At 63.4% G+C, this 14,320-nt stretch carries 8 protein-coding genes; 2 read left to right on the forward strand and 6 right to left on the reverse strand.

Annotated elements, in window-relative coordinates; translation table 11 throughout:
• Window positions 1–244: 244 nt before the first annotated feature.
• Entirely contained in the window at window positions 245–1,681 is a 1,437-nt protein-coding gene (locus KF708_16450; GenBank protein MBX3414279.1) for a DUF1501 domain-containing protein, read from the reverse strand.
• Between the two features lie 54 nt (window positions 1,682–1,735).
• On the reverse strand, window positions 1,736–3,679 hold the full coding sequence (locus KF708_16455; protein MBX3414280.1) for a DUF1553 domain-containing protein: 1,944 nt from the start codon (window positions 3,677–3,679) through the stop codon (window positions 1,736–1,738).
• A gap of 565 nt (window positions 3,680–4,244) precedes the next feature.
• Here KF708_16455 and KF708_16460 point away from each other — a divergent pair.
• Complete coding sequence (locus KF708_16460; GenBank protein ID MBX3414281.1) at window positions 4,245–4,673, forward strand: hypothetical protein; 429 nt, start codon at window positions 4,245–4,247, stop codon at window positions 4,671–4,673.
• Between the two features lie 160 nt (window positions 4,674–4,833).
• On the opposite strand, the gene KF708_16465 is transcribed toward KF708_16460, so the two are convergent.
• From KF708_16465 to acnA, 3 genes are all read right to left on the reverse strand, one after another.
• Window positions 4,834–5,736, reverse strand: a complete 903-nt coding sequence (locus KF708_16465) for a hypothetical protein (protein ID MBX3414282.1) — start codon at window positions 5,734–5,736, stop codon at window positions 4,834–4,836.
• A 347-nt stretch (window positions 5,737–6,083) separates the two neighbouring features.
• Entirely contained in the window at window positions 6,084–7,265 is a 1,182-nt protein-coding gene (locus KF708_16470) for an SGNH/GDSL hydrolase family protein (protein ID MBX3414283.1), read from the reverse strand.
• 207 nt (window positions 7,266–7,472) lie between these two features.
• On the reverse strand, window positions 7,473–10,196 hold the full coding sequence (acnA, locus tag KF708_16475; protein MBX3414284.1) for an aconitate hydratase AcnA: 2,724 nt from the start codon (window positions 10,194–10,196) through the stop codon (window positions 7,473–7,475).
• A 295-nt stretch (window positions 10,197–10,491) separates the two neighbouring features.
• Between acnA and KF708_16480 the strand changes: the two genes are divergently transcribed.
• Entirely contained in the window at window positions 10,492–11,409 is a 918-nt protein-coding gene (locus KF708_16480) for an NAD-dependent epimerase/dehydratase family protein (protein MBX3414285.1), read from the forward strand.
• Here KF708_16480 and KF708_16485 read toward each other — a convergent pair.
• Window positions 11,406–14,099 (reverse strand): DEAD/DEAH box helicase, encoded by a 2,694-nt coding sequence (locus tag KF708_16485; protein MBX3414286.1) that lies wholly within the window; start codon window positions 14,097–14,099, stop codon window positions 11,406–11,408. The two genes, KF708_16480 and KF708_16485, sit on opposite strands and share 4 nt — an antisense overlap.
• Window positions 14,100–14,320: the final 221 nt, after the last annotated feature.

The following is a 14,320-nucleotide window of genomic DNA, read 5'->3' on the forward strand; positions in this document are numbered from 1 at the left end:
GGTTTTTTGGACCTCAATCCTCGGCAAATCGGCCCGTCTTAACCCGAAGCGTCAGCGAGGGCATTCTTGGAAAGCGTCGAGCATAGTGCCCCTCGCTGACGCTTCGGGTTACGATTCCGCGAAAAGCGTAACTTCAAAAGACGCAGCGCCGGGCCGATTCGTGCCGCACCACGCCAAATCCGCCCGTATTCTTAGAGGGGGACGCCCCCCGTGCAACCAGAATCCGCCGCCCAGGCCTGGCTGGTCAGGCAAAGAGATCATCGATCGGGCGTCCCAACCCGTCGCGCGTCACATAGAAGGGGCGCCGTTCGATTTCATACGCCAGACGTGGAGAAATCCCCAGCGCCCGGTAGAGCGTGGCGTGCAGATCTTCGATCGTGACGGGGTTCTCGATCGTCTTGCAAGGGCGTTCGTCGGCCGTGCGGCCGTAAAGATGCCCACGCTTGATGCCACCGCCGAACAGCAGCACCGAACCGGCGCCGGTAAAGTGCCGGTGCATGCCGTAATGCTTGAGCTCGGTCATCACGGTCGGCACCTCGACCTGATCCTTGACCTGATTCTCGGGCTTCCCTTCGAGCATCATGTCGCGGCTGAATTCGCTGGCCACGACGATCAGCGTGCGATCGAGCAGGCCGCGCTCTTCCAGATCGAGCACGAGCTGCGCGATCGGCGCATCGATCTCGCGCTTCATGTCCACCAGACGCGTGTGGCCGTTGTCGTGCGTGTCCCAGTTTTTGAAAGGGATGTATTCGGTCGTGACCTCGACGAAACGAGCGCCCGACTCGATCAGCCGCCGCGCGAGGAGACACCCCTGACCGAAGCGACCCGTGTTGTAGCGCTCGAAATTCTCGCGCGGCTCGAGCGAGAGATCGAACGCCTTGGCCGCCGGCGAGCCGAGCAGCCGATCGGCATTCTCGAGCGAACGCAGCAGCGATTCGCGCTGGTAGTCGCTACCGATTTGCCCCACGGGCGAGCGCTCGACGAGTCGACGATAATGCTTGTAGCGATTCGCGAACCGTTCGGCGCTCATCCCCTTCGGCGGGCGGATCGTATCGACCGCCTGCTCGGGATAGGGAATCAAGAACGGGCCGAACTCGCTTCCCAAGAAGCCCGCCTGATGAAAGGCCTTCAGCTCTTCGCCTTCGCCCACGTCGAAACGCTGTCCGATGTCGATGAACGCCGGCATGGCGGGGTCGCGCGCACCGAGCGTTCGTGCCACGACGGCGCCGAGGTGTGGCGCCGCGACGGTTTGCGGGGGAGCATAGCCGGTGTGCCAGTGGTATTGATGTCGCGAATGCAGGATGAAACCGAGGTCGCCCGCCGTGTAGGTGCGAATCAAGGTCCCGCGATTCATGACCGAGGCGAGCCGTTCGAGCCCCGCGGAGAACTTGATCTGGTCGACCGCCGTATCGATCGCCGGAAACGTGCTGAGCACGCGGTTCGGATCGAGCCCCGACTCGAAGGGCGTGTAGGCCTTGGGGTCGAACGTCTCGGTGTGGGCCATGCCCCCCCCCATCCACAGCACGACGAGCGCATCGGCCGTCGCGGGCGGACCGTTCGCGCCCCCGGCGGTATCATCGGCCAGGATCGGACGGGCGGCCCCCGCGGCCAGGGCCGACAGCGTCGCGGCGCTTGCTGTGCGAAGAAAATCGCGACGATTCCAGTTCAGCTCGAGCGGCATGTCGTGCGTTTCCTCATTGCCTGCGGCGTGGCATCGAACGATGCGTCCGCTTCCTCAGTAGATCAATTGAAACTCGGGCAGCATCACCAGCAGCCAGAGCAGATCCTCGACCCCTTCGACCGTGGCGGCCTCTCCCACGAGCGACAGGGCCGCCTCGGTCTCGTCGGGCGAGGGAACTCGACCCAAGGCCTGGCGATAGAGCTCCTCGATCCATACGGCCCCCGATTTCGTTTGGCCGGCGCAGATCTTTTCGGCCCCGCGATGCAGGCGATCGGCCAGCGTCGCCCCGTTGGTCAACTCCAGCGCTTGCAGGGTCGTGGCGGCCGAGGGACGTTCGGTGACCACCTGCTCACGATTTGGCCGGCCGAGCGCCACCATCAGCGGATCGGCGGCCACCAGCGCGGCGCGGACCTCTTCGTTCGGGGCGCGCGAGATGCCCGCGGCCGGTTCGGCATAGGGGCTGCCCACGAGTGATGAGACCGCATCGACGAACTGCTCGGCCGACAACCGACGCACGAGGGGCCCGCGGAAGACGAATTCTCCCTCGGCCCGTTGCTCGGGCGAGGCATCGACCGCCGGCATCGCATAAGCCCTGGACGTGAGTATGCGCGACAGCGTGTGCTTCAGATCGTAGTCGTGCTCGGCCAGATCCAGGGCCAGCCAGTCCAGCAACTCGGCATTCCAGGGCTCGTTGTCCATCTCGTCGACCGGTTCGACGAGGCCACGTCCCAAGAGCCGGGCCCAGAGCCGGTTGACGATCGTCCGCGCCAGCCGCCCATTCTTCTCGCTGGTCATGATCTCGGCGAGTTGCGCGAGCCGCTGGTCTCGTTCGGCCGCGGTGTCCACCTCGCCCAACTCGGGGTAGAGAAACTTCATGGACGCCGTCTCGCCCGTCGGACGATCGCAGCGATGAACCTCGAGCGGCGCGTCGCTGAAGATTGCCGCCAGCCCGTAGGCATCGGCCAGCTTCCAGTCGTTGATGAAGCTATCGTGGCAGGAGGCGCATTTCAGATTGATCCCCAGGAACACCTGCGAGACGTTCTGCGCGGCCTGCACCTCGGGCACCTGGCTGGCATTGACCACGCCGCGCCAGACAATGCCCCGAATGAAGCCAGCCGAGTCTTCCGTGGGATGCAACAAGCCACGCACGAAGTCGTCGTAGGGCAGGTTGTTCTCGAGCGCGGCGAGCAGCCACCCGGTGATCTGCTTGCGTCCGCCGTCGATGTAGCCCGTGCCCTGATAGTCGTTGCGCAAGGCGTCGTTCCAGAACGACAGCCAGTGGACGGCATAGCGCCGATGGTCGGAGAGTAGTTTCGCCACCAGCAGCTCGCGTTTGTGCGGACGGGCATCGGCGATATATTCGTTGGCCTCCTCGACCGAGGGGAGCACACCGAGCACGTCGAGATAAACCCGGCGGACAAACAAACGATCGTCGACCGCTTCGCGCGTGCTGACGCCGTGCGCTGCGAGATAGGGACGCAGGAGCAGGTCGACCGGGTTCGATGATTCGCCCGGCTGGGGCGCGGGCAATTCGACGCGTCGCGGCGCCAGCGACGAGCGCCGCCGCCCGACGAACACAAAGCCATCGTCCCAACTCAGTCCTTGATCGATCCAGGCACGCACCAGGCCGATCTGCTCGGCCGTCCAGCGCGGACCCTTGGCCGGCATGACACGATGCTCATCCACTCCCGCCACGAGTTGCACGAGCAGGCTCTCGGCACTGTTGCCCGGCATGACCACCGGGCCCGAGTCTCCCCCCTGCAGAAACTCAGCGCGCGTCCCGAGATGAAAGCCTCCTTGTCGATTGTCACCGGCATGACAGGCGACGCAGCTTCCTTCGAACAAGGGACGAATATCCTTGGCGAAATCGACGTCGCGCGACGCGGCGGCCGGCAAGGTGGTTTCTTCGGCACCCAGGGGCGCCACCACCCCCAGCGCCACGAACATCGCTGAAGCTAACAAGAATGCAAGGAAGCGCCCGTGCGCGGAATTCGGCATACCAAAACCTCTTGTTCCGTCGTCGCCTGGCGACGCGCAACTCACTCGGGGGACAGCCTTTTCATTACAACACCCCGCGCCGAGAGAGTCCAGCGCCCGAACGTCTCTCGCCGCCACAACCGCTTTATCCCTCACGCCGGTTTTTGAACCTATATTTTTCTGTTGACGTATTGACGTCCAGCACCGAAGAATTGTGAGCGCGGAAGTAAGGTCCAGGTGCTGAAACCTTGTTTCCGCTCGAGGCACGGTGTGTCGCCAGTCGAGTAATGTCGACGGGCATTTTTAAAGATCGTGCGGCGAACCATGGCTGTCGAGACGCTTCGGTCACGACGCATTTTCGTTTTGGGACGGGCCTTCTTGGTCTTGGCGCTGCTGCTGCCAACGCCCACTGCCTGGGCGGCTCCTGGTTCCTCGAGGCTTGCTCCCATGAGCTCTCTTAGCGTCGAGTTGAGTTTGGTTCAATTCTTACTTGGGAAAGACTGACCTGCGCGGGGATAGTCACGGCGTGCGTGATGCTTCGTGCCTGGTAGCAGGCTTCTCAAACTTTTAGGCGGAGGAACTAATCATGCGTTGGAACAACACACGATCGCTCGCGCTCGGCGCCTCGTTGGTGCTGACGGCTGTCTTGGCGACAGCGGCCATTGCCGCTCCGCGGGACGCCGGCTCGAAGATGCGCGGCCAGGACTTCAGCTTCTGGCAGGGCAATCAGGCTCGGTACTACCCGACGTACCGCGCTCCAGTGACGGTCGAATCGACGCCGGCGCCGGTCGTTGCGCAAACGCCGGCTCCCGCCGCGAACAACAATGCGGCTCCGGCTCCCAACACGGCCCAAGCGCCAAGCACCGGCACGCGCCGCTTTTCGGCCGAGCCGGCGCCGAGCGTCAACAGCGGCACGACGTACTACAACTACGGCGGCCGCTCGCGCAGCTATGGTTCGTCGTCGCGCAACGACTTCAGCGCCGGCCGCAAGAGCCTTGGCACCTACCTGCCGTAAGCGCGGCTCACCGTCAACTGCCGAACGTCTCCAGACGTTCGCTCGAAAAGCATACGGCCCTGGTCGAACGTGTTCGACCAGGGCCGTTGCCATCGAGGGACGCCAAAAACTTCGAGAGCGAAGAACTCCAGTCAGCAAGACGCGAAAGGTGGTCTTCTCGTTACGACCGCTTCTGGGCCGCCAGCGTTTCTGCTTCGTCTTCGACCAGGGCATCGACCGCCGGTCTGGTACCGCCGGTGGTAACCACACGGTGCCAGCCTTTTTCCAGCGCGGCAACGCCGTCGATCGAGTACACGTGGCGCAAGGCCGCATCGTACCCATCTTGGCCCGCCATGGTCAGAAACTCGACAAACTGCGCCCGCGTGCCGTGCGAGACCAGGTAACGGACGAGAGAAGTGCTCTGCGCATAAAAGACATCGGGGCGGGTCTGGCAGGCGTCGCCGGCATCGGCCATCAGTTGCGGGAGTCGAAACAACGTGCGGCCACGAACCGCGCGGTCGAGCTCTTGGGCATGCCGCGCCTGCTTCTCGAGCGGATCGGCCAACACCGCCAGACCTTCATCGGCCCAGCGCGGGGGATCGGTCTCGACAAAGCGATCGCTGAGCACGACGTGCGTCATCTCGTGCGGCAAGGCCGAGAGGGCGCCGTCGCGGGCCGTCGCCAGAAGATCGATTCTGCGCGAGATGATCTGGCCATGGCGGCGCTCGACCAACGCGGAACCGACGGTCGAAGCGCCACCAGGACCCACCGCTGCCAGGTAGCTGTTCTTGTTCGGGTGAAGAATGATCTGGCACTTCGGTCGCCACACAACAGCCGTTTCCGATTCGCTGAGCCAATCGCGGCGTGTCTCGGCCAGCAACCGCTCGCAGACGCTGGCCAGCTTCTCCGCCTCTTGGAAGCCCGACTGGACGCAGACCTGGAACTGCTCGGTCTCTTGCACCTGCCACGAGCCGGACTGATAGGCGCGTATAAAGGTCACCTGGTGCTCGGCCGACGTGGCTACCGAGGGGGAACCGCCGACGCAGCAGGTGAGCAGGAGGAAGAAGTAGCTGGATCCGGTCATGGGGCAGTACAGGGGCGTGAGTCGTGAGGCAAACTCAGGCCAGCCATCCGTCGCCGCTCGGACAAGGTCCGGGACGTCGATTGCTCGCGCGTGATCCCTAAGGCAAGGAGCGTGCCACGCCTGCAAAGATGGCCTAGTCGCGCGCTGGCCGCCCGCGGCGTAGACTCCTATTCCACAAGCAGTTGCGATCCCGCGAGGGCCCCGTCGAGACAAACCGTGCCGCGCGTGCAGAGAGCCCCGCTGCCCCCTTATCAGGCGAGTATCGCCCAAGATGTAGGCGTGCGCGGAGTGCGGCGGAAGAAGCCGCCGAGAAAGGAAAACCAGCATTCCTGCGCATCGCAGGGACGCTACGGAAGCTTGCGCTGCGACAGAAAGTCGTGCAGTGCCTGGGCCGCGAGACGGTGAGCCTCGGCATTCGGGTGGTGATCGGTGGGATGTACCCACAGCTCATGGTCCACCTGTCCGCGGTAGACATCGAGCAGGTCGAGAACAGGAACCGAAAGCTCGTCGGCCGTCGCGCGTACGAGGTCGTGTACCTTGGCAAAGGGATAGCTGGCGTCGAGTTGATGCAACTCGGGAAACAGGACCAGCACAAGCGGAATGTTCCGCTCGCGTAAGAGTTGCGCCGCGCGATCGAGCGCCGCGCGAGACTTCAACCAGTCGCTCGCCACCTCGCCCGGCCGGGCGAGAAAGTTCCGCGCGTCGCGAAAGTAATGCTGCAGGTAATACTCTTCGAGTGCCCGCTGCGACCGGCGGGCACCGATCTCGTGCTGCACGAGATCCGCCAGGTAGCTGTACCGCCCCAGGCCATAGGGCTCGACGTAGACGCCGAGCGCTTCGCCCATGTTGAGAAACGTACGATCCTCGTAGGCGTCGTTCAGATAGAAGACGATGATGACGAGATCGGGCGCGAGCCGCAGCCACTCGCGCTCGAGATAGAGTACCTCGTCGCGCGTGTTGTAGCCTTGCACGCCAGCGTTGATCACCTCGATACGTTCGCCGCTCGGCGCCTCGCGATTCAGATCGGCTTCCAGGCGTCGCGCAAAGGTGTCTTCGTCTCGCACGCCCACGCCAAAGGTGAACGAGTCTCCCAGGATGAGGACGCGGCGCGTGGCGTCGGGCTTCTCTTCCGCCACATCGGGACCGCGCAATCCGAGATTGTTCACCTCGGCCAGCACGCTGTTGTCTGCGTCGAAATAGTCCGTGGGATTGCTGCCGTAGACGACCTTGAAGCGCGCGTAGGGCGTGTACTCACCCATGCGCACGCCTTCAGACTCGAAGCGACTGGGGCGCTTGATGAGCCCTTCTTCCTTGGGGGCTTCGCGAAACTGCTGGCCATCCCAGGCGAGCCATTTTGGAATCGGATAGCGCTCTGGGCGAATGCCGAAGAGGCGCAGCCCCACTTCCGCCACGAGACAACCGACCACGACCGCCAGCAGCATGGCGGCGATACGAAACCAGATTCCGCGTCGCCGCGCCCTGACAGTAGCGGGTAGATCGTGCGATGGGGCTCGACGGGCGGACGGCATGGCAAAGCTCGAATCGGGGAGCTCGAAGAAGTCCGCCGTCTGGAACGTTCGATCTTAACAGCCTGGGGAAGCATGCCCTCGTGGCATTCTTCCCCCTCGCCAGGTTCGCAGCTTAGCTGCTCACGGCTCGCAAAATCACGACGGACGTCACGATTTTGGGATCGCATCCTGCGGTCCGCACAGGCCGAGGAACACTTCCCCGGCCTGTCAGGCCTCGGCGAGCAACTTGCGCAACACGGTCTGCAAGATGCCCCCATGTCGATAGTAATCCAACTCGACGGGCGTATCGATCCGCACCTTGGCCTCGAACGTCTTGACCGCGCCGGCCGCGTTCTTCGCATGCACGGTGATGGTCGACAGCGGCTTCAACGTGTCGTCGATGCCGTCGAGGTCGTAGATCTCCTCGCCCGTCAGTCCCAGCGATTGCCACGTCGTACCGACCGGCAGTTCCAACGGCAACACCCCCATGCCGACCAGGTTGCTGCGGTGGATGCGCTCGAAGCTCGAGGCGATCACGGCCCGCACGCCGAGAAGTTGCGTCCCCTTGGCGGCCCAGTCGCGGCTGCTGCCGGTGCCGTATTCGGCGCCCGCCAGTACGACGAGCGGCACGCCTTCGGCCTTGTACTTGAGCGAGGCGTCGTAGACGCTCATCGTCTCGCCGTCGGGAAGGTGGCGGGTGACGCCCCCTTCCGTGCCGGGAGCGATCTGGTTGCGAATGCGAATGTTGGCGAACGTGCCGCGCGTCATCACGCGATCGTTGCCGCGTCGCGAGCCGTAGCTGTTGAAATCGACCGGCTCCACGCCATGCTCGCGCAGGTAACGTCCCGCCGGCGAATCTTTGGCGATCGAACCCGCGGGCGAGATGTGATCGGTCGTAATCGAATCGCCCAGCGCCAACAGGACGCGAGCGCCGCGAATCGGCCGCAACGGATCAGGCTCGGTGTTGATATCGGTCAGGAACGGTGGCTCCTGAATATACGTGCTCGACTCGTCCCACTGGTAGAGATCGCCCGTGCTCGTGGCGATCGCATTCCACTCCTGGTTCGAGGTAAGACAGTTCTCATACTGGTTGCGGAACATCTCGGGGAGCACGGTCGATTCGATCAGCTCGTCGATCTCCTTTTGCGACGGCCAGATATCTTTCAAGAAGACCGGCTTGCCGTCGCGCCCCTCGCCGATCGGCTCCTTGACCAGATCGATATCGGTCGTGCCGGCCAGGGCATAGGCCACGACCAACGGCGGGCTGGCCAGATAGTTCGCCTTCACGTGCGGGTTGATGCGGCCTTCAAAGTTGCGATTGCCGCTCAACACGGCCGCCGCCACGAGATCGCCTTCGACGATCGCCTTCGACACCGGCTCGGGCAGAGGTCCGCTGTTGCCGATGCAGGTCGTGCAACCGTAGCCGACGGTGTGGAAACCGAGCGCCTTGAGATCGTCGGTCAGACCGGCGCGATCGAGATAATCGCTCACGACGCGCGATCCCGGCGCGAGGCTCGTCTTGACGTAGGGCTTTACCGACAGGCCGCGCTCGACCGCCTTGCGTGCCAACAGCCCGGCGCCGAGCATCACCGAGGGGTTGCTCGTGTTCGTGCAACTGGTGATGGCCGCGATGACCACAGCGCCGTGCGTGATTTCGCTCGAACGCCCGTTGTCGACCACGCGTGCCGTGCGCCCCAGCGCCGTGCTGTCGAGCGCGAAACCACGCTCCGCCACCGGCGCCGACAAGGCTTTCTCGAACGTCGTCTTCATGGCGGCCAGCGGTACGCGATCCTGCGGACGCTTGGGACCGGCGAGGCTCGGCTCGACCGTGCTCAAGTCGAGCGAGAGGGTATCCGTGAACTTGGGCGCGGGATCGCTATCGGTGCGGAACAGGCCCTGTTCCTTCGCGTAGCGTTCGACCAGTTGCACTTCGGCCTCGGTGCGGCCGGTGCGACGCAGGTAGGCGAGCGTCTCGGCATCGATGGGGAAGAAGCCCATCGTGGCGCCATACTCGGGCGCCATGTTGGCAATCGTCGCTCGATCGGCCAGCCGCATGTTCGACACGCCGGGACCATAGAACTCGACGAACTTGCCGACGACCCCCTTCTTGCGCAGCATCTGGGTCACGGTCAGCACGAGATCGGTCGCCGTCGCGCCGGCAGGCAGATGGCCTTTGATCTCGAAGCCGATCACTTCGGGCATAAGCATATAAATTGGCTGGCCCAGCATGACCGCTTCGGCCTCGATGCCCCCCACGCCCCAACCGACCACGCCCAGGCCGTTGATCATTGTGGTGTGACTGTCGGTTCCGACGAGCGAATCGGGATAGGCGACCTCGCCCTGCGCGTCCTTGCCCAGGAAGACCCCCTTGGCCAGGTACTCGAGATTCACCTGGTGGACGATGCCCACCGCCGGCGGCACGACGCGCAGGTTGCTGAAGGCCCCCTGCCCCCAGCGCAGAAACTCGTAGCGTTCGCGATTGCGCTGGAATTCGAGCTCGACGTTCTCGGCCAAGGCCTGATCGCTGGCAAAGAAATCGACCTGCACCGAGTGGTCGATGACCAAATCGACCGGGATGAGGGGATTGATCTTGCGCGGCATGCCACCGAGCCGTTGTATGGCGGTGCGCATGGCCGCCAGATCGACTACCGCCGGCACGCCGGTAAAGTCTTGCAACACGACGCGGGCCGGCTTGAACGGGATCTCGACCGCCGCCACGTTCGTGGGGCTCCACGACGCGAGATTCTTCACATCCGCTTCGTTCACCTCGTAACCGTCGCACGAACGCAGTACCGACTCGAGCAGCACGCGGATCGAAAACGGGAGGTTCGAGATCTTCGCCAGGCCCAGCGCTTCGAGCCGCGAGAGTCGATAGATCGCGGCCTTGCCCGAGCCGGTATCAAAAGTGTCGCGGGCAGAAAAGGGATCGAACTGGCGAATCGCGTCGGCCATGTGCAAGCGTCCTGGGTGAGACCTGGAACGAAGAAGAACGGGGATAGTGCGCCGGGCGCCGCCGCTCGTGCGTGTGGTACTGCCGGCTCTCCCAGCAGTGCCAACTGGCGAGCAATCGCCGTACGGCCGACGTCCGAAGCCCAGATTCTAAAAAAAGCCGGACCGTTGCGACAGGCCTCCGCCCGGCTGGGCTTCGACCCGAATTCTCGCCCGTGGGAGCCGTGCAGGGTAGGATCGGCGGCCGGTCAAGTCGACGCGACGATTCGCCCCTGGGATGCAACAGGCAGCCACACTCGTGAGAGTTCTCGTTACCGGAGCCACCGGCTTTGTAGGAAGTGCCGCCGTGCGAGCCCTGCGGCGACATGGGCATGCGGTGTGGGGGCTCGTCCGCGATCCGGCCAAGGCACCCCCGCTTACCGCAATCGGCGCCGAGGTCTTCGCCGGCGATATGTGGCGTCCCGAGACCTACGTGCCGCGCGTCTCCGAGGTGGACGCGGTCATCCATGCCGCCCAACAAAGGACCACCGGGCGCTGGACCCGCGCCAAGATCCACGCGATGCACGAGAGCGACACGCGGATGACCCGCTCGCTCGCCGCGGCATGCCTCGCCGAGCAAAAGCCTTTCGTCTACACGAGCGGCGCGCTGACGCATGCCCGCTATGGCGGCGCGCGGGTGGATGAGTCGATGCCTGCGCGTCCCTGCCTGCTCGCCCGTGGTCATGCCGAGATGGAAGCCGAACTCGTCTCCCTGGCGCGCACCAGAGGCCTGCGCGCGACGATCATCAGCCCCGGCTTCGTCTATGGCGCCGGGGGCATTCTCGAGACGATGGCCAGGCTCATGCGGCGCGGACAATATCGGCTGATCGGCCCCGCCGACAACCGCTGGAGCCTGGTCCACATCGACGACCTCGGCGAGGCCTACGCCCTGGTCTTGGAGCACGGCCGGCCGGGCGAAGCCTACTTCCTGGGAGACGACCATCCCCTGTCACGTCGCGAGGTGGTGCATCGCCTGGCGGCGGTCCTCGACACGCCGGCGCCGAAGGCCGTACCGCGCCTGCTCGCGCAACTCCTCTTCGGCCGCCCCCTGGTCGAGGCCATCACGGCGCCGCTGTATATTTCGAACGAAAAGGCGAAGCGCGAGCTGCACTGGCAACCCAGCCATGTCAACTACGCCGACTCACTCCCGGCGGTGGTCGCGGGGATGGACGTTTAGTTGGGTTGCCCAACAGCTAACAGTCGCGCGAGTGTGTGCGCCAAGGTGTCGAGAGTCTGGCGATCGGGCAACGTAACGGTCAGGCGCTGACGACCATCGGGGGTCGCGTCGACGCATTGATCGAGGCGCGTGCGGAGATCGCGCACCATCGGATCCGGCGGCGCAGCGCTATGTCCGTCGTTGACCAGTTGCTCCATGAAATGAAACAACGCCCCCAACAACTCTCCTCCCGCCGCGGCCACGCGTTCGCGTTGCTCCGTTTCCGCCAGGGATCGGGTGACTTCCGCTCGATGCGACATGTCCGGTGCAGCCGCCCCTTTCGCCCCCAATAGAATCTCGAGCCGCGACTTGAGCTCCTCCGTTCCCGACACCAGATCGATCGACTCGACCTCCGAATCAGGATCGAGTGCCGCCAGGGCCAGATCTTTCTTCGCCGACAACGTCGCAAGCAGGTTCTCCTCGATCGTTTGCTCGGTTACCAGGACATGAACCTGCACGGGCTGTTTCTGTCCCATGCGGTGTGCCCGGGCGATGCGCTGTTCGAGCACCGCCGGGTTCCAGGGCAAATCGACGTTGATCACCGTATTGGCTGCCTGCAAATTCAAGCCCGTGCTCCCCGCGTTCGTCGTCAAGAAGAAGCGACATTGCGGCTGATTCTGGAATTCGTGAACCAGCACCTCGCGTTTTTTCTGCGGAACGGAGCCATCGAGACGTACAAAGGGGAGCTTGAATCGCTTCAAGAGGGGCTCGACCAGATCGAGCATCGTCGTCCATTCGGAAAACAGCACAACTTTTTGTCGTTCTTCTCCGGCGATGGCATCCACCAGGTCGGCCAGCCGTTCCAACTTGCTCGACCAGTTCGGTTTCTCTTTATTGACCAGGTAGGTGCCGTTCGCCGCCATGCGACACATCAACAACGCTGCCCGCAGGCGGAGCAAGTCCATTTCCGTCAGAAATTTCTTGCGCACGATTTGCGCCACCGTCTGCATGTGCGTATCGTGCAGCGTCTTTTGTTCCTCGGTGGGGGCGATGCGCACGATTTCCAGAGTACGTTCGGGCAGCTCGAGTCGAACCGATTCACGCGTGCGGCGCAGCAAGATCGGTTGGAGGCGCTCTCGCAACTGGTCGAGCCGTTGGTAGCCAAGCACCTTTCCGCGTTCGTCCACGACGCGATGACGATGGAAGAAACGAAATCCCGGCCCCAAACGGCGGTCGTCGATGAACTGCACGACCGAATAGAGCTCATCCAGGCGGTTCTCGAGCGGCGTGCCGGAAAGCACGAGCGCGAAGTGAGATTTCAATCCCTTGATGACGCGACTGGTCTTCGATTCCCAGTTTTTGATCCGCTGCCCTTCATCCAGCACGATCAAATCCCAAGGCACCTGCTCGATCGACTGGATATCGCGGAGCACCTGCTCGTAGTTACAAATCGTAAAGAAGCAAGAATGGTGATACTGGGTGGACCGCTCGTCGGATCGTCCTGAGACCAGTTGCGCGTCGCGATCGCAAAAACGGCCGATTTCGCTGCGCCATTGCGACTTGAGCGACGCGGGACACACGACGAGCACCTTGCGGATATCGGCTTCGCGAGCCAGCATTTCTGCCACGCCGACTCCCTGGATGGTCTTCCCCAAGCCCATGTCATCGGCCAACACCGCGCGCCCCGCTCCGACGGCAAATGCGACTCCATCGAGTTGATAAGGCAGCAACGGAATCTTCAGCAACGTCGTGCGAAGTGGATGTTTGGCCGGATCGCGGCGGATCTCGGCCACCACTTCTCGCATGCGCGCGGCGTGCAAGCGTTGCGCCATGAATTCCTCGGCGTCCGGAAAGATCTGGTATTCCTGCTCCAGGGCATCGAGCTTGCGCAAGTCCCGCAAAAACCTAGTCACATCGTCGATGGGTTTGTTCGTCCAGGGACGCACGATCGCGTCGACGTCTTTCGACCGCTTGTCTGGCGCGGCCATGCGCAACGTAATCTCATCGCCATAGTGAAGATAGATCGAGATCCGCCGATGGCGATAACGCCGCTGAAGTTGTCGAGCCGTAAATTTGCGCCGCGTCGTGGAAGCAGTTTTCATGATGTGCTTGCAGGTGCCGAGCGTATTCGTGCGGAAATCGGGACACGTGCAATAGGACTCGCCCCGTTCGAGACCGCGTAACGCCACGCGATACGATTTTCCGCTTAACAGGCTCTCTACCGTGTAATCCGCCCAGGGCGTCTTGGGATCGCTCGAGCGAATGTGCATCTTCTCGCTCCGCGCACGCTTCTCGCGTTCGGCAAGCGCTGTGCGAATGAGCATCTCTTCGCTCATTTCGACGGCCACACGCTCCGGTGGAGGGGCCGCCAAACCGAGCGCGGTCTTATTCTCGAGCACCGTCGAAAGCAGCGCCGCGACGTGATCGCAGGCTCCCGCACAATGGCTGCATTCACAGCGCAGCGAATCCTTCGCGTCGGGAGCATGCGCGAGCGTGGCCACCACGACCACAGGTCCGCCTTGCTCCGGAAATCGCAGGCGCAAACAGTCGCTCGCAAGCTCGACATCGGTCGCGAGGTCACACTCGTGCCGCCCCGCAAACCGAATCTGCTTACCTCCTTCGGGACCCAAAAGCCGGGCTGCCTGCTCGAACGTCAGTCGCGATACACGATCAAAAAACGAAAGCGCGTGACGTGGCTTGACGGTCTTCATGACGTAGAGACTCCTGGACGCTGCGCAGGCGTGAATATTTACGGAGCAAGAAGGCCGGCGCCTCGCCGTTTCTCTCCGGTGCAGCAGTTGCAATTGTCCCGACTCGTTCATTGATTGCAAGCATTTGCCCTGCTTCAGGTCGTGCCGACGGAGATAAAATGCCGGGCTCCAACGACCTTGATGAGCCATGTCTCTCCGCCAGACGCTGGGCCAAAAGCCGC

The sequence above is a fragment of the Pirellulales bacterium genome (genome assembly GCA_019636335.1).
Taxonomy (GTDB): Bacteria; Planctomycetota; Planctomycetia; order Pirellulales; family JAEUIK01; genus JAHBXR01.